This window comes from Quisquiliibacterium transsilvanicum (assembly GCF_014202215.1).
Classification (GTDB): Bacteria; Pseudomonadota; Gammaproteobacteria; order Burkholderiales; family Burkholderiaceae_E; genus Quisquiliibacterium; species Quisquiliibacterium transsilvanicum.
In genome coordinates, this window is sequence record NZ_JACHGB010000004.1 from 614,684 (window position 1) to 633,153 (window position 18,470).

Genomic DNA, 18,470 nt, shown 5'->3' on the forward strand with positions numbered 1-18,470 from the left:
GTTCAGCGCCCGCGGGCGGCGCGGTTGCGCCGGGTGACCAGGCCCAGCGCCAGCAGCGAGAAGGCGAGCAGCAGTGCGGACATCGTTCCGGCGCCGCTCATGTCGAAGGCCTGGACCCGGTCGTAGATCGCGATCGACGCCGTCTTCGTCTCGCCGGGGATCGCGCCGCCGACCATCAGCACCACGCCGAACTCGCCCAGCGTATGCGCACCGGTCATGACCATGCCCGACACCACGCCGGGCCAGGCCAGCGGCAACTCCACCCGGAGGAAGGAACGCAGCGGCGTCATGCCACTCAGGCGTGCCGCCTGCAGGATCTCCTCGTCCTGCGCCTCGAAGGCGCGCAGCATCGGCAGCACCGCGAAGGGCACGTTGGCGATCACCGAGGCCAGCACCAGCCCTTCGAAGGAAAAGGCGAGCGTCGCGTCGAACAGCCGCGCGTAGGCCTGGCCGAGCGCCGAGCCGGCGCCCATCGCGGTGAGCAGGTAGTAGCCGAGGACGGTGGGCGGCAGGACCAGGGGCAGGGTGAGCGCCGCCTCTGCCAGCCAGCGCCAGCGCCAGCGCGAGCGCGCCAGCGCGTGGGCGGCAAGGATGCCGACCGGCAGCAGCACGAGGCTCGTCGCGAGCGCGAGCGCGAAGGACAGGCGCAGCGCCGACCAGTCCACGCTAGTCCGGAATCGAAAAGCCGAAGCGACGCAGGATGGCGCGGGCTTCGGGCTGGCGGAGGTGGTCGTGGAAGGCGCGCGCCTCGGACGAAGCCCGTCGCATGAGCACCATGCGCTGGCGCAGCGGCGCGTGCATGGATTCCGGCAGCAGCACCCAGCGGCCGCGTGCAGCGATCGCCGGCGACATCGCGAGCGACAGCGCGAAGATGCCGCCCTGGGTGTTGCCGCCGGCCGCGAACTGCGCCGCCTGCGCGACGTTTTCGCCCAGCACCAGGCGCTTCGAGATCGGCTCCCACAGGCCGGCATGCTCGAGCGCCTGGCGCGCCGCGAGCCCGTAGGGAGCGTGCTCCGGGTTGGCGATCGCGAAGCGGCGCACGGTGCCCGCGGCCAGGGCGGCGCGCAGCCCGGCGAAGTCTTCGTCAGGCTCGAATGCGCCCGGCTGCGGCGCGAACAGCACGAGCCGGCCGATCGCGTACAGGCTGCCTGCGTCCACCGTCAGGCCGCGCCGGGCGAGGTCTTCGACGAAGCGCTCGTCGGCAGAGAGGAAGACATCGTAGGGCGCGCCCTGGGCGATCTGGCGTGCGATGTTGCCGGAGGAGCCGTAGACGATCCGCACCTGCTGCCCGGTGCTGCGCGCGTAGGCGTCCGCGATCTCGTCCAGCGCGAACTTCAGGTCCGAGGCTGCGGCGACAGTGACGGCGCCGGCGCCGCCCGCGTCTGCTGGCGCAGGGATCGCCTGGAACACGAGGCACAGGAGCAGGAGCAGCGGACGGATCACGAACCCTCCAGGAGGCAGCGGCCGATCTTACCGGAGCGCCCAGGCTTCGCTGGCCGCCCCCCATGGGGGGCAGGCGGCAGCGGTTAACATGACGCCCACCATGAGCAGCCGTCATCGCCCACGCGCCAGCCGCGCACGCGCCCGGAGCGCAGCGCCGTGAATGCGGGCGCGGGGCGGGGGCGCGCTGTCACCCTGTTTCTCTGGCTGCTGCTTCCCGTCGCGCTGCTGCTCGCTGCGGGCTTCGGCAGCTACGGGCTTGGCGTGGCCGACCTGCTGCGCATTCTCTGGCATGCGGCGGGCGGCCCCGGCCACGGCTTGCCGGCCGAGGCCGAGGCGGTGCTCTGGCAGGTGCGCCTGCCGCGCGTGGCCTGCGCGGCGCTGGTCGGCGCCGCGCTGGCGATGTCGGGGGCCGGCATGCAGGCGGTGTTCAGGAATCCGCTGGCCGCGCCGGATCTTCTGGGCGTGTCCGCCGGTGCGGCGTTCGGCGCGGTGGTCGCGATGTTCGCGGGCCTGCCGGCCGCTGCAGTGCAGGCCTGCGCCTTCGCCGGAGGGCTGTCGGCGGTCGCGCTGGTCTGGTTCGCTTCCCGCTGGCTGTCGGCAGCCGACCGGACGCTCACGCTGATCCTTGGCGGCGTCGCCATCGGTAGCGTGCTGTCCGCCGGGGTCGCGCTGGTGAAATACTTGGCGGACCCTTACAGCCAGTTGCCTGCGATGACCTTCTGGCTGCTCGGCAGCTTCGCCGGGGTCGGGCCCGCGGATGCGCTCGCCCTCGCCGTGACCACGGTGCTGTCGGGCGGTCTGCTTGCGCTGCTGCGTTGGCGCGTCGACCTGCTGCTGCTCGGCGACGACGAGGCGCGCACCAGCGGCGTGCGCCCCGGGCGCCTGCGCGCGGCCGTGGTGCTTGCCTGCACGCTTGCGGCGTCCGCAGCGGTCGCGGTGGCGGGAGTCATCGGCTGGATCGGGCTGGTGGTGCCGCACGCGGCGCGCCTGCTGGTCGGCGGCGCGTTCGCCCGCCTGCTCCCCGCGGCGATGCTGTGCGGCGCACTGCTGCTGCTCGCGGTCGACACGCTGTCCAGGACCCTGCCCGACGCCGAGCTTCCGCCGGGCGTGCTGATGGCCCTGGTCGGTGCGCCGGTGCTGTTCCTCCTGCTGGCCCTGCGCGCCGGACGCTGAGCCGTGAGTGCGCCTGCGTCATCCGCCGCCTTCGAGGCCCGCGCACTGGTCTGGGGCCAGCCGGGCACCGCGTTCGGCGGTCCGTGGAGCGCTGCGCTCGCTGCCGGCGAGGTCCTCGCGGTGCTCGGGCCCAACGGCGCCGGCAAGACCACGCTGTTCCGCACCCTGATCGGCGCGCTCGAGCCCCTGTCCGGCGAAGTGCTCTGGGCCGGCCGCCCGCTGCGGACGCTCGCCCCCGTCCACCTGGCCCGCAGCGTTGCGTTCGTGCCCCAGCAGGGGCCGGTGCTGTTCGAGCTTTCCGCGGCCGACTACGTGATGCTGGGCCGCCTCGCGCGCAAGGGACGCTTCGCCGGGCCGGGCGCTGCCGATCGCCTCGCCGTCGCAGCCGCGCTCGAGCGGCTCGGGCTCGGCGCCCTGGCCGACCGCCCCCTGCATCGCCTGTCCGGCGGCGAGCGCCAGATGGTCGCACTGGCCCGCGCGCTCGCCCAGCAGGCGGCGGTGCTGCTGCTGGACGAACCGACTTCCAGCCTCGACTTCGGCAACCAGGACCGTGTGCTGTCCCGGATCGAAGGCCTCGCAGCCGACGGCCTTGCGGTCGTCTTCTCGACCCACCAGCCGGATCACGCGCAGCGGCTGGCGACCCGTGTGCTGGCGATCGACGGCCGCGGCCACGCCCGGTTCGGCACGTCCGCCGAGATCCTCTCGGGCGAAGTGCTCTCCGCGGTGTACGGCGTCGGCATCGAACGCATCGAGCGCGCCGGCGGCGCCCCGGTGTTCGTCGCCTCCGGGCGCTAGAATGCCGGCTCCCCACATCTTCCCGAGCAGTCCGCACACGCCATGACCATCAAGTCCGACAAGTGGATCCGCCGCATGGCGGCCCAGGGAATGATCGAACCCTACGAGCCCGGACAGGTGAGGGAAGTGAACGGCCAGCGCATCGTCTCCTACGGCACGTCGAGCTACGGCTACGACCTGCGCTGCGCCGACGAGTTCAAGATCTTCACCAACATCAACAGCACCATCGTCGATCCCAAGAACTTCGACGAGAAGTCCTTCGTGGACTTCAAGGGACCGGTCTGCATCATTCCCCCGAACTCCTTTGCGCTGGCCCGCAGCTACGAGTACTTCCGGATCCCGCGCAGCGTCCTCACCATCTGCCTGGGCAAGTCGACGTACGCACGCTGCGGCATCATCGTCAACGTCACGCCCCTCGAACCCGAGTGGGAGGGGCACGTCACCCTCGAGTTCTCGAACACCACGCCGCTGCCCGCCAGGATCTACGCGGGCGAGGGCTGCGCGCAGGTGCTGTTCCTGGAATCCGACGAGGTCTGCGAAACCTCGTACAAGGACCGTGGCGGCAAGTACCAGGGCCAGCGGGGCGTGACGCTGCCGCGCACCTGACGGGGCGACGCACGTCGCAGACCGTCGCAGGACGCCAGGGCCGCCAGCATGGGTGCCAGCACGGCCGCGGGTCGCCTGTTCCGGAGCGTGCTCCCGAGCGCGCGCACCCGGTTGCAGGCCACGGGCAAAGCCTTTATATTGGCCTTCATGGTTGATCGCCCCGTTCAGCTTTCTGTGTTTTCTGCTTCGCCGCTTCTGTCGGTGAAGGGCAGCCTGCGTCTTGCAGCGCTGCTACTGCGCCCCGCGCGCTAAATCCCCCTTTCCCCTCCCTCCGCGGTTCCCAGCTGGCCTCCCCACAAGGGCAGGCCTATCAGGAGTTATCCATGTCCGACAGGTTGATCATTTTCGACACGACGCTTCGCGACGGCGAGCAGAGTCCCGGCGCCTCCATGAACCGCGAAGAAAAGCTGCGGATCGCCAAGCAGCTCGAGAAGCTGCGGGTGGATGTCATCGAGGCCGGCTTCGCTGCTTCTTCGGACGGGGATTTCGAGGCGATCAAGGCGATCGCCGGCGCCATCAAGGAATCGACGGTCTGCTCGCTCGCCCGCACCAACGACCGCGACATCCAGCGGGCCGCCGACGCCATCGCCGCCGCCCCGCGCAAGCGCATCCACACGTTCATCGCGACCTCGCCGCTGCACATGCAGGTCAAGCTGCGGATGACGCCCGAGCAGGTGCATGAGCAGGCGCGCCTCGCGGTGCGCTTCGCGCGCAACCTGGTCGATGACGTGGAGTTCTCCCCTGAGGACGGTTACCGCTCGGACATCGACTTCCTGTGCCGCGTGCTCGAGACCGCCATCGACGAGGGCGCCCGCACGATCAACGTGCCCGACACCGTCGGCTACGCAGTCCCCGAGCTGTACGCGGAGTTCTTCCGCACGCTGCGCGAAAAGATTCCCAACTCCGACAAGGCGATCTGGAGCGTGCACTGCCACAACGATCTGGGCATGGCGGTCGCCAATTCGCTGGCGGCTGTGCACTCCGGGGGCGCGCGGCAGGTCGAATGCACGGTCAACGGACTCGGCGAGCGAGCCGGCAACACTTCGCTCGAAGAGATCGTCATGGCGGTCAAGACCCGTCGCGACTACTTCAATCTCGACGTCGGAGTCGACACCACCCAGATCGTGGCCTCGAGCCGGCTGGTTTCCACCATCACCGGTTTCCCGGTGCAGCCGAACAAGGCGGTGGTCGGTGCGAACGCCTTCGCGCACGCCTCGGGCATCCACCAGGACGGCGTCATCAAGGCGCGCGACACCTACGAGATCATGCGCGCCGAGGACGTGGGCTGGACCACCAACAAGATCGTGCTCGGCAAGCTCTCGGGTCGCAACGCCTTCAAGCAGCGCCTGCAGGAGCTCGGCATCCAGCTCGACTCCGAGGTCGAGGTGAACGCGGCGTTCAAGCGCTTCAAGGACCTCGCCGATGGCAAGTCCGAGATCTTCGACGAGGACATCCATGCGCTCGTCTCCGACCAGGCGGTTCAGCACGACGCGAACGACCACTACCAGCTCGTCTCGATGTCCCAGCACTCTGAGACCGGCGAGCGTCCGCAGGCGAGCATCATCATGACCGTCGACGGCAAGGAGGTCAGCAGCAAGTCGGACGGCAACGGTCCGGTGGATGCAGTGCTCAAGGCCATCGAAGCCAAGGTCGAGTCAGGCGCCGAGATGATGCTGTACTCGGTCAACGCCATCACGACCGGCACCGAGTCCCAGGGCGAGGTCACGGTGCGGCTGGCGAAGGCCGGGCGCATCGTCAACGGCATCGGCGCCGACCCGGACATCGTGGTCGCGTCGGCGAAGGCCTACCTCAGCGCGCTCAACAAGCTGCACAGCCGCGCCGACCGGCTGAACCCGCAGACCGAGGGCGTCTGAGCCCCTCCGGCAGCCCCCGGCGCCGCGCGCGATTGCACGTGGCGCCGGAAATGCCCTATAATTCAAAGGCTTCGCACCCGCAATTGGGTGCGCGCCAGCCGCCGGCTCCAATGCCGGCGTTTTCGACACGGACCGCATCCCGGCGGCTCCGCAAGTAGCTACAGAGGGAAACCATGGCAGTTGCAGACATCGACAAGGCGAAGATCGTCGCCGATTTCCAGCGGGCTCAGGGCGACACAGGTTCGCCCGAGGTGCAGGTCGCGCTCCTTACCGCGCGCATCAACGACCTCACCGGCCACTTCAAGGAACACAAGAAAGACCACCATTCCCGCCGCGGCCTGCTGCGGATGGTGAGCCGGAGGCGCAAGCTGCTCGACTACCTCAAGTCGCGCAACCAGCCCAGCTACAAGGCACTGATCGAGAAGCTCGGACTGCGCAATTGAGCGTTCTCCAGGCTCGATACTCGATCCACAAGGGTTGATAAGAGAAGCCCGCAGGCGGCACGCTTGCGGGCTTCTTGTCATTTGTCGATGACTGTCAGGCGAACCGCGCCGCCGGGCCTATAGCGCGGGCAATGTAAAAGGAAGACGGAAAAGTGTTTGATATCGCGAAAAAGACCTTCACGTGGGGTCAGCATACGGTGACGATGGAAACGGGCGAGATCGCCCGTCAGGCCGGCGGCGCTGTGCTCATCAATGTCGAGGACACCGTGGTGCTGGCCACCGTGGTTGCCGCCAAGACCGCAAAGCCCGGGCAGGATTTCTTCCCGCTCACGGTCGACTACGTCGAAAAATTCTATGCCGCCGGCCGTATCCCCGGCGGTTTTTTCAAGCGCGAAGGTCGTCCCACCGAGCGTGAAATCCTGATCTGCCGCCTGATCGATCGTCCGATCCGTCCGCTGTTCCCCGAGGGCTTCTACAACGAAGTTCAGGTGATCGTGCAGGTGATGTCGAGCAACCCCGAGATCGACGCCGACATCCCGGCGATGATCGCCGCGTCTGCCGCGCTCGCCATCTCTGGCATCCCCTTCGCCGGCCCGATCGGCGCGGCGCGCGTCGGCTATGTCGATGGCGAATACGTGCTGAACCCCACCACCACCCAGATGGACGCGAGCAAGCTCGACCTGGTCGTGGCCGGTACCGACCAGGCCGTGCTGATGGTCGAGTCCGAGGCGCATGAGCTGGCCGAAGACGTGATGCTGGGCGCGGTGATGTTCGGCCACGAGCAGCTGCAGACGGCGATCGATGCGATCAACGAACTGGTCGAACTCGGCGGCAAGCCCGAGTGGGACTGGAAGGGCGCTGAGAAGAATGAGGCGATGATCGCCCGCATCAACGCGCTCGCCGAGACCGACATGCGCGCCGCTTACGGCACCCGCAACAAGCAGGAGCGCACCACCCGCATCCGCGAGATCGAGGCTGCTGTCACCAGGACGCTGGCCGAGGACGCTGCGGCCGCGGGCCAGGCGGCGCCGGATCGCAACGACGTCTCCAACGTCCTGTTCGACGTGCAGGCGCGCATCGTGCGCAACCAGATCCTTTCGGGCGAGCCCCGCATCGACGGCCGCGACACCCGCACCGTGCGTCCGATCGCGATCCGCTCCGGCGTCCTGCCGCGCGCGCACGGCAGCGCGCTGTTCACCCGCGGCGAAACCCAGGCGATCGTGGCTGCCACGCTGGGCACCTCGCGTGACGAGCAGATGATCGACGCGATCAACGGCGAGTACCGTGATCGCTTCATGTTCAACTACAACTTCCCGCCGTTCTGCACCGGCGAGACCGGCCGCTTCGGCGCGCCCAAGCGCCGCGAGATCGGTCACGGCAACCTCGCCAAGCGCGCGGTGCGTCCGCTGCTGCCGAGCGCCGACGAGTTCGGCTACTCGCTGCGCGTGGTCTCCGAGATCACCGAGTCCAACGGCTCGTCGTCGATGGCCTCGGTGTGCGGCGCCTGCCTGGCGCTGATGGACGCCGGTGTGCCGATCAAGTCCCACGTGGCCGGCGTGGCCATGGGCCTGATCAAGGAAGGCAACCGCTTCGCGGTGCTGACCGACATCCTGGGCGACGAGGATCACCTCGGCGACATGGACTTCAAGGTGGCCGGCACCGAACAGGGCATCACCGCGCTGCAGATGGACATCAAGATCCAGGGCATCACCCGCGAGATCATGCAGGTGGCGCTGGCGCAGGCGCGCGAGGGCCGGATTCATATCCTGGGCAAGATGCGCGAGGCCGTCGGCGGCGTGCGCGAGGAGCTTTCCGACTTCGCGCCGCGCATGTACAAGATGAAGATCAACCCGGACCGCATCCGCGACGTGATCGGCAAGGGCGGCGCCACCATCCGCCAGATCACCGAGCAGACGGGCACCCAGATCGACATCCAGGACGACGGCTCGATCACCATCGCGGCGGTCGACGCCAACGCGGCGAAGAAGGCCCAGTCGATCATCGAGGGCCTCACGGCCGAGGTCGAGATCGGCCGCATCTACGAGGGCACGGTCCTCAAGATCCTCGATTTCGGCGCCATCGTCCAGGTGATGCCGGGTCGCGACGGGCTGCTGCACGTCTCGCAGATCGCCAACGAACGCGTCAACCTGGTCTCCGACTACCTAAAGGAAGGCCAGGTCGTTCGCGTCAAGGCCATCGAGGCCGACGACAAGGGCAGGCTGCGCCTGTCGATGAAGGCTGCTGCAGCGGACGACGCCGCGGCGGGCCAGGCGAGCTGACCGGACTCTCGGTCGCAAGCGGAAAGGCCGGCGGAAGCGCCGGCCTTTTTCATTGGGGGCGGCGCGCGCGCCGCCCGGCGGTCCGCAGGCGTCAGCCTGTTGCCGTGATCGTCCAGAGCTCGCCGGGATCCTTGCGCACGGCGCCATCGATCACCAGCTTCTCCAGGTGCGCGAGCAGCGAACGTGCCGCCACCGGATGCATCACCGGATCCACGTCGTCGTAGACGACCGGGAGCAGGGTCTTCAGGTCCGCAGGCCCCCTGCTGCGCACCGCCTCCAGCGCCTTGCGCTCGCGCCCGAGCCGGTGGCCGATCAGCTGCCGGATCGCCTGGTGGGCAAAGCCCAGCACCCAGCCGTGTGCCGGCAGGATGTAGTCGATGGGCTCGTCCAGCAGCGCATGAAGTGCCTTCAGGTAGGCATGCATGTCGCCGTCCGGCGGGTCGATCACGACCGTGGAACCGTTGTTGATGTGGTCCCCCGAGTAGAGCAGACGGTCCTCCTCCTGCAGGAAGCACAGGTGGTTGGAGGCATGGCCCGGCGTGTGGATCACCCTCAGCGTGGTGTCGCCGATCACCAGGCGTTCGCCGTGCGCCAGGGTTCGATCCGGCGTGAACTGCCATTCGCTGCGGAAGTGCGGACCGGACGGAGCGCCAAGGATCGGCGCGCCGGTAAGCTCCTTGAGCGGCGCCGCGCCCGGAGAATGATCGGGGTGCGCATGGGTGCAGAGGATGTACTTGAGGTCCTTGCCCACAATCGCAGCGATTCGGTCGATGTGCGCCGGCTCGATCGGCCCGGGATCGATCACCGCGTAGGCCCCTGGCTCGCCGATGATGTAGGTGTTCGTGCCGGCGCCGGTCATCCGCCCCGGGTTGGGGCAGGTCAGCCGCTGCACGTTGCTGAGCAGCCGTACCGGTTTTTCGTAGTCCCAGTCGAGCGAGTGCAGCAGCTGCCCGTCCGGCGCCACCAGCTGAAGTTCTCCGTAGGGCGGATCGGTCTCCATGTAGCGTTCGACCTCGCCCTTGTACCAGGCGCCGCGCGGTGCGGACACCCACAGCGGCCGGTCACTGGAGCACGCGTCAAGGACGGCCTCGACCTGCGGCATCTGCGCCAGCCGGCGCAGCGTGCGGATCGTGGGGAAGATCATCAGGAAGTCGCCCCGCTCGTGCCGCTCCAGAGCCTGTTTCGGGCGGATCCAGACCGGCTCGAAGGTCTCGCTATCGTCGGACTCCGGCTCCTGGCCCTCCGGCATCGGCGCGACCAGGAAGCGCACGTCGAAGCGCTTCGGGAGATCCGGATCGGTGGTCCAGTGACACAGCGACCAGACGCGGTCGAGGGCGAGCCGGTAGCCGCCCGCGTCCATCTGGCCAAGGAAGTCGGCGTCCTGGCTGCGATCGAGCCGCATCACGTCCTCGTGCACCGCCAGCGACCCGTCGGGTCGGTAGGCCAGCAGCACGCCCAGTTCCTCGAAGGCCTCCCTGATGGCCGCCGTGGAGAACGTCAGCTGCTCCTCCTCCGTCTGCCCGGGGCGCAGGCGCGAAAGCTCCCGGGCGCGCCGGCTCGCGTCGTCGGGGTCGAGCGCCCCGCCGGGGAACACGTAGGCGCCGGGGACGAAGGTGGCCTTCTCGGAGCGGCGCGTCATCAGCACCTCCAGGCCGTCCTCCGCGTCTCGCAGAAGCAGCACCGTTGCCGCGGGGCGAGGAGCAACCGGCTGTTTCCACGCGTGGATCTGCTTGTCCTGTCTCGGCATCTGTCTCCGCCTGTTGGGTTCGAGGCTTGATCGAGCGGCCCGCGCCGCGCTCAGTGCGCGTGCTCGTGGGCGTGTGAATCCGAGGGAGCGCCGTCGCCGGGCGGCAGGAAGCGCTCACCGTACTTTTCTGCGAGCTCGCCGGCCCGGGTGGCGAACGTCGTCGCAGTGGCAGCCGAAGCAAAGGAGATCACACCCCCCGTGGCCAGCGGGAAGCCGCAACCATAGAGCGACACGATGTCCCCGACGCGCCCAGAGTCCACGTCGCTTGCGCCAAGGCAGCGTTGCGCTTCGATCGCCATCACAAAGAGCAGACGATCGCGGATGTCCACGGCCGGAACCGCTGCAGAGCGGCGCCTGAACGACGAGAGCCCGCTCCAGAGCCGTGCCGCACCGTCGTCCTCGTACGCGTAGAAGCCGCCGCCGGCCGCACGCCCGGTTCGCTTCAGCCCATGGGCCATCTTCTCGACGACGTACACCGCCGCCTTCGGCAGTGCGAGCGGGGCGAGCGCCGCCGGAGGATGGTGGTCGTGGGTGCAGCCCTCGTGATGGGCGTGGGCGTGGGCGTGCTGCGCGTGATTGTGCCCGTGATGCGCGTGATCGTGCCCGTGGGCCTGGCCGGGATGGGCGTGATGGGCGTGATGGGCGTGCTCGTGGCCGTGGCCGTGATGGGCGTGCTCGTGCGCAGCCCCGTGCTCGTGCTCATGACCGTGCTCGTGACCGTGCTCGTGACCGTGCTCGTGACTGTCGAGCGCCATGTGCAGCGCGTGGTCGATTGGCGCCAGTCCGGCCTCGTCCAGCGCCGCCAGCGGACCGAAAGCCAGTCCCGCATCCAGCGCAGCGTGCTCGATGCTGTCCGCGGCTACGCCTTCGCCTAGAAGCGCCAAACCCTCGACGAGGAAGCTGCCGAACACGCGACCTGCGAAGCTTGCGTTCATGTCGCCGCCGACCGCGCGCACGCCCGCTGCGATGCGGGACGCACGCCGCCCGAGCGCGGCGAGAGCGTCGGCGCTGGAGTCGGCATGCGCCGCGTACCCACGATGAGCGGGGGCGCTGCGCGCCCATCGCTGAGCAGCCACCTTAGCGCTGGCCAGATCGCATGACACCTCGTCCACCAGGCCCGCGGCCCTGGCTTCATCGGGCGAGAGTCCGGTCGCGTTGTCGAGATAAGGAAGTGGCGTCGGACCCGGCTGCACGCGAAGCCGCGCAGCTTCGACACAGACCAGGTGTGCGCAACGCAGCGCACGGGAAAGCGCCCCTGCACTTGCCTCCTCGGCGAGCACCCCGGAGACGGGCAGCCCTGTGCCCAGCAGTCGCTCGAAGGCAATTTCTGAAATCGTCTCGTCGATCGGCGCCAGGACGACGGCCTTGAGTGACCCGGCCTCGGCGAGGAGCCGCCTGATCGCTGCCTCGAGGCTGTCGGTCGCATCCGTGCGAACCCCGCTTCCTGTCGTGTCGGCCAGGATGATGCCCAGGCCGTCGTCGGTCCGTTCGTAGCGGAAACTGCTCATCGATTCTCCGTGCATGCGGTCGCAGGGGGGCGGCCCATCGCGGCCCCCGGTGCATCACGGAATCATAACTTCAAGCGCCAAGCGGCCGCGCCGGCGCCACTGGAATCTCAGCGCCGACGCGGAGAGGCGGCGTGCAGCGAGATGAGCTTCCGATCATTGCTGCTCAGCAGGCTCTGGACCGCGGGATCGCGCACCAGCATGCCCGATGAAATCGCCTGGGTGACGAGTTCCTTCGGCATGGGACGCGCAAGACCAAAGCCTTGGCCGTAGTCGACGCCGAGTTCAATCAGCGAGGCCACCGTGTCTGCCGTTTCCGCCCACTCCGCAATGCTGCTCATGCCCAGCTCGTGAGTGAGGTCGACGATGGTGCGGGTGATCGCGTAATTTGCGGGGTCATGGTTGATGTCCCTGACGAAGCTCCCGTCGATCTTGATGAAGTCGGCCGGAAGCTCCTTCAGGTAATTGAAGGACGTGTACCCGGCACCGAAATCGTCAAGCGCCACCTTGCTGCCGTAGGCCCGGACCCTGTCGACGAATCGACGTGTCGAGCCCACGTCATGAAGCGCCACGCTCTCGGTGATCTCGAAGCAGAGCTTGGTCATGGCCAACGGGTGCTCAGAGATCATCGCGAAGGCGTCGTTGATGAATCGCGCGTCATTGAGCGAAGCGCCGCTCAGGTTGATCGTCGCGAACGTCAGCCGATCCCGGTGCGCGGGATTCGCGTCCAGCCACTCGAGCGTGCTGCGAAGCACCCATCGATCAATCTGCGACATCAGGCCATTGCGCTCGGCCGCCCCGATGAACCGGCCCGGGGGCACCACACTGCCATCCTCCGCACGCATGCGGATCAGCACCTCGTAGCTCAAGGACTGATGCGCAGACCGGAGCGAGACGATGGGCTGGAACTCCAGGAAGTAGCGGTCAGTCTCGACGCGCCGCTGGAGGTCGGCCACCATCTTGAGTTCCTCCAGGTGGCTCTTCAGAGTGGCATCCTGCTCGTTCAGTCGAACCACACAGTTGCGCCCGCGCGACTTGGCCTCGGAGCACGCGCGATCGGCCGCTGCCATTGCGTCCACGGGGGACATAGTGGTCTCGATCGCGACTACGCCGATGCTGACGGTTACGTTGAGGATCTTGCCTTGGATCTCGAAGGGTTCTTCGCTGATCGATTCGCGCAGTCGCTCCGTGAGACGTACCACCGCGTTTTCCGGACAGTCCATCAGCACGACGACGAATGAATCTGCTATTCGAGCGACGAAGTCGCTTCCTCGTACAACGCAGGCCAACCGAGTGGCGGCCGCCTGAAGTAGGGTGTCTCCCGTCGCGTGACCGTAAAGGTCATTTATCAGCTTAAAGCGATCAAGATCTACATGCGCTATCGCACACGTGTTCCCGCGAGAGACGGAGGCCTGAGCCACGACCATCGCTTCCTCAAGCCCCCGCCGGTTTAGCAGGGCCGTGAGCGGATCGTGGTCCACCAAGTGGCGAAGCCTCGATTCAGCCTCCTTGCGGGTGGTTATGTCCTGAATGGAGCCTTCGATGGACCCATCCTTCGCGGATACCCTAGCCAAGAACCACCTTGTCGGAAGTTGCCCCGTTGCTACTTCAAACTCAAGATCGTCGACATGGCGCCGCGTAGCGGCGTCTTGCATTCGCGCCTCCGCGCCCAAGCCCAGGAGGGTGTCAACGCGCAGTCGAGGAGCATCATCTCCATTGCCTTGGATACCAAACATCGCTGCAAAAGCAGGGTTGTAGAGCGTAAGAATGCCACCTGTTCCGACGCTGAAAAGACCAACCGGCATTGAGTTGTAGTTTTCTCGAAAGCGCCCGAGAAGTCCGAGGGTTTTCGCTTGCGCGGCAATTCTTCCTGATTTCTCGGAATTTATTCTTTGACCGAGAGCGATCCCAGCGAGCAGCGCTGAAACAATAGAACCACCAAGACTGCCAAGTAAGGCAGGCTTGGTGGAAACAACTCCAGCGGCGAAAGCTACTTCGCTTAGCGCTCCGGCAAGCGTAGCGAACCATGAGGCCGCATACCATGCAGCGACTTTGGAGCCAGTCTTAGTAAATATCCGACCTGTTAACCAAATTAGAATGCTCACACTTGGAACAACTATGACCCAAAGCAGCGGCAAGAAAGTGCGATGTGGCAGTAGAGCGCCCGCTGCGAGCAACCCAAGAGAGAGAACGATTAGAACCCGGATAATCCGAGTTGCACGAAGGGACGCTATGTCGCGACGAAAAATTGCCCAAAATAGTGTGACCGTGAAGACGGCGTATGCCCCAAGCGGAAGGTTCTTCACAAGGATTGGGAAGTCTTCTGCTTCTTGGTAGCCCAGCCAACCTAAATCCCAACCGGCCGAGTACGAAGCGAGCCGAAGACTAGTTACAACCCAGGCGCCAAATAGGAAAAATGTGAAGTCCTTTGCGAGCAGTGCGATGAGTCCGCTGAAGGCGGCGATCATAAGCAGGCTTCCAAACAACACCCCTCCGCTTCTGTCGAAGTATTGATTCGCTACTGCGAGCTGATCTGTGGGCTGAATGGCAAGCGACAGCCTTGCAGGTCCCGTCGCAGAAAGGCGCACGAGGAGGCGAACCGGTTCGGAAAGCTGCGGTAACGCGATCACAAACCCAGCACGCGAACGTTGGAGATTCGCGCTAGTACCGGTAGCCCGGTCGCCTTGGCCGAAGTCGAGTACTCGACGTTCAGAGTCGAAAATCCAGTACTCAACATTCTGGATGTGACGAGAAGGCAACTCGATGACCATTGGACGCTTCTGGTCATCCGCGTGGCTGCTAACGTTGATCGGTTCAGTTAGGAGCCAGAATGGGTGCTCTGAACGGTTCGTAGAATGCTCCACGACCGTTCGTCCGTCGCCGGACGCCAGTTGCCTCATCGTCGCGTCGGGGGTAAGCGCCGATTTCTGATCATGAGCAACCGAAAACGGTACCGCGAGTGGTGCTTCCTTATCGGCCTGTTTCGAGGCCAGCGCGAAGACGAGGGCAACGCCAGCGACAGCGGTAGCGATAGCTAGCGCCGAGATAGCGGCTCCTGAATACTTTATGATTCGCCTCAGTAGTGTCTGAAGCATATCTGCGCTCTGCCAAGTTGGTTGTTGTTCGCGTCAGAACAAGCGTATCCCAACGTCTGCAGCATGGGGCGGAGCGTGCGACCGGCGGTACGTGCGTGGAGAAGAGCGGTCCGGCGTCTCCCGTGCCCGTGCCATCGACCGCTGGTAAGACCGCCGTTGCTCGAAACTCTAGTCGCCCTGCTGTCCACCCACGAGTCACAAATGTTCATGAAAACGATCACGTTAACACTTACTGTCTGTTGTTTGCTGAGCTTCTCTTGGGGGCGTCGGCATTTCTTTGTGAAGTCAGAGGGCGTTTCGAAACATCGAGGCGGACTGGCTCCCTTGGGTAGCGTTTTTGGTGTTTTGGTGGTTGTCTTGGTTGCCGCAAGTAGTCTCGATCTTGAAATATATTACGCTCGGCTAGGTGCCGTGCTCATGTTCTTGACTGCGCTCGGGCTCTTCTGGTGGGCGGCTAGAGCGTATGGAGATCTGAGGCCGTCGATCGCGTTCTCCCCTGGGCCACCTTGCGTCCTTGTGACGAGCGGTCCCTATAAATTTATTCGTCATCCGTTCTATTCTGCTTATATGATGTTCTGGCTTGCGTTTGCAGTTCACTCATGGAGTGTTTGGGCTCTTGTGCCGGCCCTAACTATGGGTGTGATTTACTATAAGGCGGCGAAGAGCGAAGAGGATTCGATTATGTCCTCTGCTCTGCGAGACGCCTACATTGACTACTCTCGATCGGCTGGGATGTTTCTTCCGAGGCTTGTTTAGGCGCAGGGGATGTTGGGACGAAGATCAAACCAACGGAAATTCCAAACGCAAGTCTCCGTCATAGCGCGCCTGTCTTCTCTCTCTTGGGCGTGCCCACATATTGTTGACAGAAGAAAAGATTTCGATATCTGGATGGAATCGTTGTCCCATGAACAAATACAACGGATGAGACAATCCGTGCCAGCGCCGTTCCGCAGTAAATACCTCAAAACATAGAATTCGGTGATGTACGCCTGCTGCTGTTGCGAGCGGGATCAATTGACCGTCAGAGAATACGTCGACGAAGCCCAAATCTATATATGTTTGATCAAGCGGGGGTCTCGCGCCGATCAAAATCCATTCCACCTGTTTCGCCAGGCAGTATCGATGTAGAGCCTTGAACAGCGCAAGTTTTACGAGTCTTCCTCTAGAACCAGCTTTGACCGCTAAGCGAGATACACCGGCTAGAGGACGGCCCCGGAAGATTTCTGGCAGGTCGACGGACGTTTCTAGGCGTATAGGGGAGCTGAAATTAGTTTCAATGCGAATGGTGCCCAGCGCTTCCCCGTCGTTCTTTGCCTCTGCGAGAAAAACAATGGCGTTCGGGTCGCGGTCTACGATCTCCGGAACTTCCAGAATTTCTCCGAGTGTCGGGATATGGCGACCGTAGGCTTCTGCACGGATTCGGACAGCCCTTTCCAGTTGCTCGTCGGTGCGTACGATCCGAACTGTAAACGGTAGGTCAACGCGCTTGGGCGCCTGCGGGCTGTTCTTCTGCGAGTGTGATTTGGGGCTTGCTGGGGGGGCGACGTGGAGCATTGAGGTCCGTCGGTATCTAGCTGTTCAAAGAGGCCTTGTCGATTGCTCGCCGCCGTCTGCGCGTCTAGTGGTGCGGGCGTTCGCAACTCAAGACGAGTATCGCGGAAAGCAGCTTTCGATCGGGGCTTGCGTGCCTGTGGAACTGTCGGTTGGCCGGCAAGGTCTTCCCTCGCGATGGGGGCTATGACGGAAAACCGGCGGTTTCTGCACTGTTGCGCCCCCAGCCCGAAGGCCAGTCGGGGCGAGCGATGATGGGCGTCGGGACAGGGCCGTCGGTTGCGGTGAAAGTATCAGCGTTCAAGGCGGGGAAGCAAGGAACTGTTGTGGCGGTGCTGCACTTGTAACTGTTTGCCAACGGGGCCGCAGATCAGCTGCCGTTCAGGTCTTCGCTACTCGCTTGAGATGGCGACGCGCTGTTCCGCGCATCGTCCAATCGGCCTATGTTGCGCGGTTCTGTCGAGATCGGGTCCTATACTCAATCAACTCTCAGCCGGCGGCTGGAGCATGAGTTCATGCCGAGGGTCAAGATTCCCTTTCCACGGCCCGGAAGGGTTACATCTGTCTTTGCTGAAAGCTATGTTCGTCCCGTTCGTCGCATCCTCTGCAGTTAAGCTAGACGACGCAGAAGAGCGAGCCTTCTTGATGCAGTATCGTGCGGGTGCTCTCAGCGGAGCGCGCCTGGCAGGTGCTGCGGGTGGGTTCGCTTACCTTGCTTTCTTCTTCGTTGCGAGGTTCACAGAGCCGCACGAGGCGTCGGCGCTTATCGTTCGAATCGTGTTGGCGATGATGCTGTTCGCTGTCGCCCTCATTTATCACTTTAAGCCGCTGTCGGCTCAGCAGCACTACCTGCTGCTAGCGGGCGGCGCTAGCGCTCTCGCACTTGGCGGTGTGGTGTACTTACTCTTCCTCGGCCCGCACGGATCGAGAGCGCTCCAAACCGGCGCGTCGCCGGCGTTGATATTCGGTCTATTCCTCCACTACGCGTTCCTTCGGCTACCGCTGTGGTGTGCAGCGGGGGTTGGGTGGTCCGTGAGCGTGGCCTTTCTTCTTGGCGCGAGCCCCATGGTCGTCGGTGGCAACGCGGAGTTACGCACGCTGATTTATATAGTGTTCTCGAACTTCGTAGGCATGATTGTGTGCCATCACTTCGAGGCGCGAGAGCGGGCTCTCTATTTCGAACGCCGCCGCGCCGAATCCGCCGAAACTGACGCCCGCGAGCGTGCCCAGGCCGCCGAGGATGCCCATGCCGAGAAGACTCGCCTCCTGGCCGCGGTGAGTCACGATCTGCGGCAGCCGATCATGGCGGCATCGACGCATCTCTCGGTGCTCAGGAACAAGCTGGGCAAGGGGGAGCTGGCGCTGGCCGACGAGCAGCTCGGGCACGTTCGTGAGTCGGTCGCGATGCTGGGTTCGACGCTCGACCATTTGCTCACCGCGGCGCGGTACGACAGCCAGAACGAGCCGATCCGCATCGAGGCGGTGGAGATTGGGCCGCTGCTTGAGCAGATCCGGCGGACTTTCGAGCCGGAGGCGGCGCGCAAGGGGCTCGAACTGCGGGTCCGTCTGCCTGCGCAGCGGGTCATGGTGACCAGCGACGCGACGGCGCTCTGGCGGGTGCTGATGAACCTCGTTTCGAACGCGCTCAAGTTCACCGACTCCGAGGGGCGTCCGGGTCGGGGTGTGGTCGTGAGGGCGCGGGTGAGGGGCGGGTGCTGCAGGATCGATGTGGTCGATACCGGGATGGGGATCGCCAGCGAGCACATGGATGCGATCTGGCAGGCTTACTTCCAGGTGCAGAACGCGGAGCGCAGCCGATCTCGCGGGCTGGGCCTTGGGCTCTTCCTGGTCAGGCGGGCGCTCGACCTGAATCGCCCCGGGTTTTGAGGAGGCTCCAACCTTTGAGAGGATGGAGTCATGAAGAAGTCACCGAAGTTCTCACCTGAGGTCCGTGAGCGG

14 protein-coding genes are annotated in these 18,470 nt (G+C 65.2%); 8 read left to right on the forward strand and 6 right to left on the reverse strand.

Features of this window, described 5'->3' with window-relative positions:
• Nucleotides 1-2: 2 nt before the first annotated feature.
• Nucleotides 3-665 (reverse strand): molybdate ABC transporter permease subunit, encoded by a 663-nt coding sequence (gene modB / locus HNQ70_RS12310; RefSeq protein ID WP_183967911.1) that lies wholly within the window; start codon nucleotides 663-665, stop codon nucleotides 3-5.
• 1 nt (nucleotide 666) lies between these two features.
• Nucleotides 667-1,443: a molybdate ABC transporter substrate-binding protein gene (gene modA, locus HNQ70_RS12315; RefSeq protein ID WP_183967914.1), complete on the reverse strand. Its 777-nt coding sequence runs from the start codon at nucleotides 1,441-1,443 to the stop codon at nucleotides 667-669.
• A gap of 156 nt (nucleotides 1,444-1,599) precedes the next feature.
• Between modA and HNQ70_RS12320 the strand changes: the two genes are divergently transcribed.
• From HNQ70_RS12320 to pnp, 6 genes are all read left to right on the forward strand, one after another.
• Nucleotides 1,600-2,616 (forward strand): iron chelate uptake ABC transporter family permease subunit, encoded by a 1,017-nt coding sequence (locus HNQ70_RS12320; protein ID WP_183967916.1) that lies wholly within the window; start codon nucleotides 1,600-1,602, stop codon nucleotides 2,614-2,616.
• A 3-nt stretch (nucleotides 2,617-2,619) separates the two neighbouring features.
• The gene (locus HNQ70_RS12325; RefSeq protein ID WP_183967918.1) at nucleotides 2,620-3,411 is read left to right on the forward strand and encodes an ATP-binding cassette domain-containing protein; all 792 of its coding nucleotides are present in this window, start codon (nucleotides 2,620-2,622) and stop codon (nucleotides 3,409-3,411) included.
• Between the two features lie 42 nt (nucleotides 3,412-3,453).
• The gene (gene dcd / locus HNQ70_RS12330; RefSeq protein WP_183967920.1) at nucleotides 3,454-4,017 is read left to right on the forward strand and encodes a dCTP deaminase; all 564 of its coding nucleotides are present in this window, start codon (nucleotides 3,454-3,456) and stop codon (nucleotides 4,015-4,017) included.
• A gap of 323 nt (nucleotides 4,018-4,340) precedes the next feature.
• Entirely contained in the window at nucleotides 4,341-5,891 is a 1,551-nt protein-coding gene (locus tag HNQ70_RS12335) for a 2-isopropylmalate synthase (RefSeq protein WP_183967922.1), read from the forward strand.
• A gap of 173 nt (nucleotides 5,892-6,064) precedes the next feature.
• Nucleotides 6,065-6,334 (forward strand): 30S ribosomal protein S15, encoded by a 270-nt coding sequence (rpsO, locus tag HNQ70_RS12340; protein WP_183967924.1) that lies wholly within the window; start codon nucleotides 6,065-6,067, stop codon nucleotides 6,332-6,334.
• A 152-nt stretch (nucleotides 6,335-6,486) separates the two neighbouring features.
• Nucleotides 6,487-8,613 carry a polyribonucleotide nucleotidyltransferase gene (gene pnp, locus HNQ70_RS12345; protein ID WP_183967927.1) on the forward strand — a complete coding sequence of 709 codons (2,127 nt, stop codon included), beginning with the start codon at nucleotides 6,487-6,489 and terminating at the stop codon, nucleotides 8,611-8,613.
• Nucleotides 8,614-8,704: 91 nt separating this feature from the next.
• Here pnp and HNQ70_RS12350 read toward each other — a convergent pair whose 3' ends face one another.
• The 3 genes from HNQ70_RS12350 to HNQ70_RS12360 all read right to left on the reverse strand — a co-directional run bounded on the left by HNQ70_RS12350 (nucleotide 8,705) and on the right by HNQ70_RS12360 (nucleotide 14,636).
• The gene (locus HNQ70_RS12350; protein WP_183967929.1) at nucleotides 8,705-10,360 is read right to left on the reverse strand and encodes an MBL fold metallo-hydrolase; all 1,656 of its coding nucleotides are present in this window, start codon (nucleotides 10,358-10,360) and stop codon (nucleotides 8,705-8,707) included.
• A gap of 50 nt (nucleotides 10,361-10,410) precedes the next feature.
• The gene (locus HNQ70_RS12355; RefSeq protein WP_183967931.1) at nucleotides 10,411-11,868 is read right to left on the reverse strand and encodes a 3-hydroxyacyl-CoA dehydrogenase family protein; all 1,458 of its coding nucleotides are present in this window, start codon (nucleotides 11,866-11,868) and stop codon (nucleotides 10,411-10,413) included.
• 107 nt (nucleotides 11,869-11,975) lie between these two features.
• A complete protein-coding gene (locus tag HNQ70_RS12360) occupies nucleotides 11,976-14,636 on the reverse strand; it encodes a putative bifunctional diguanylate cyclase/phosphodiesterase (protein ID WP_183967935.1) in 2,661 nt (886 codons plus the stop codon).
• A 741-nt stretch (nucleotides 14,637-15,377) separates the two neighbouring features.
• Here HNQ70_RS12360 and HNQ70_RS20650 point away from each other — a divergent pair.
• Nucleotides 15,378-15,716 carry a methyltransferase family protein gene (locus HNQ70_RS20650; protein ID WP_425504366.1) on the forward strand — a complete coding sequence of 113 codons (339 nt, stop codon included), beginning with the start codon at nucleotides 15,378-15,380 and terminating at the stop codon, nucleotides 15,714-15,716.
• A 24-nt stretch (nucleotides 15,717-15,740) separates the two neighbouring features.
• Here the strand turns inward: HNQ70_RS20650 and HNQ70_RS12370 are convergent, their stop codons facing one another.
• Nucleotides 15,741-16,514, reverse strand: coding sequence for an N-acyl amino acid synthase FeeM domain-containing protein (locus tag HNQ70_RS12370; protein ID WP_183967939.1), 774 nt, complete (start codon nucleotides 16,512-16,514; stop codon nucleotides 15,741-15,743).
• A 642-nt stretch (nucleotides 16,515-17,156) separates the two neighbouring features.
• Here HNQ70_RS12370 and HNQ70_RS12375 point away from each other — a divergent pair.
• On the forward strand, nucleotides 17,157-18,398 hold the full coding sequence (locus tag HNQ70_RS12375) for a sensor histidine kinase (RefSeq protein WP_183967942.1): 1,242 nt from the start codon (nucleotides 17,157-17,159) through the stop codon (nucleotides 18,396-18,398).
• Nucleotides 18,399-18,470: the final 72 nt, after the last annotated feature.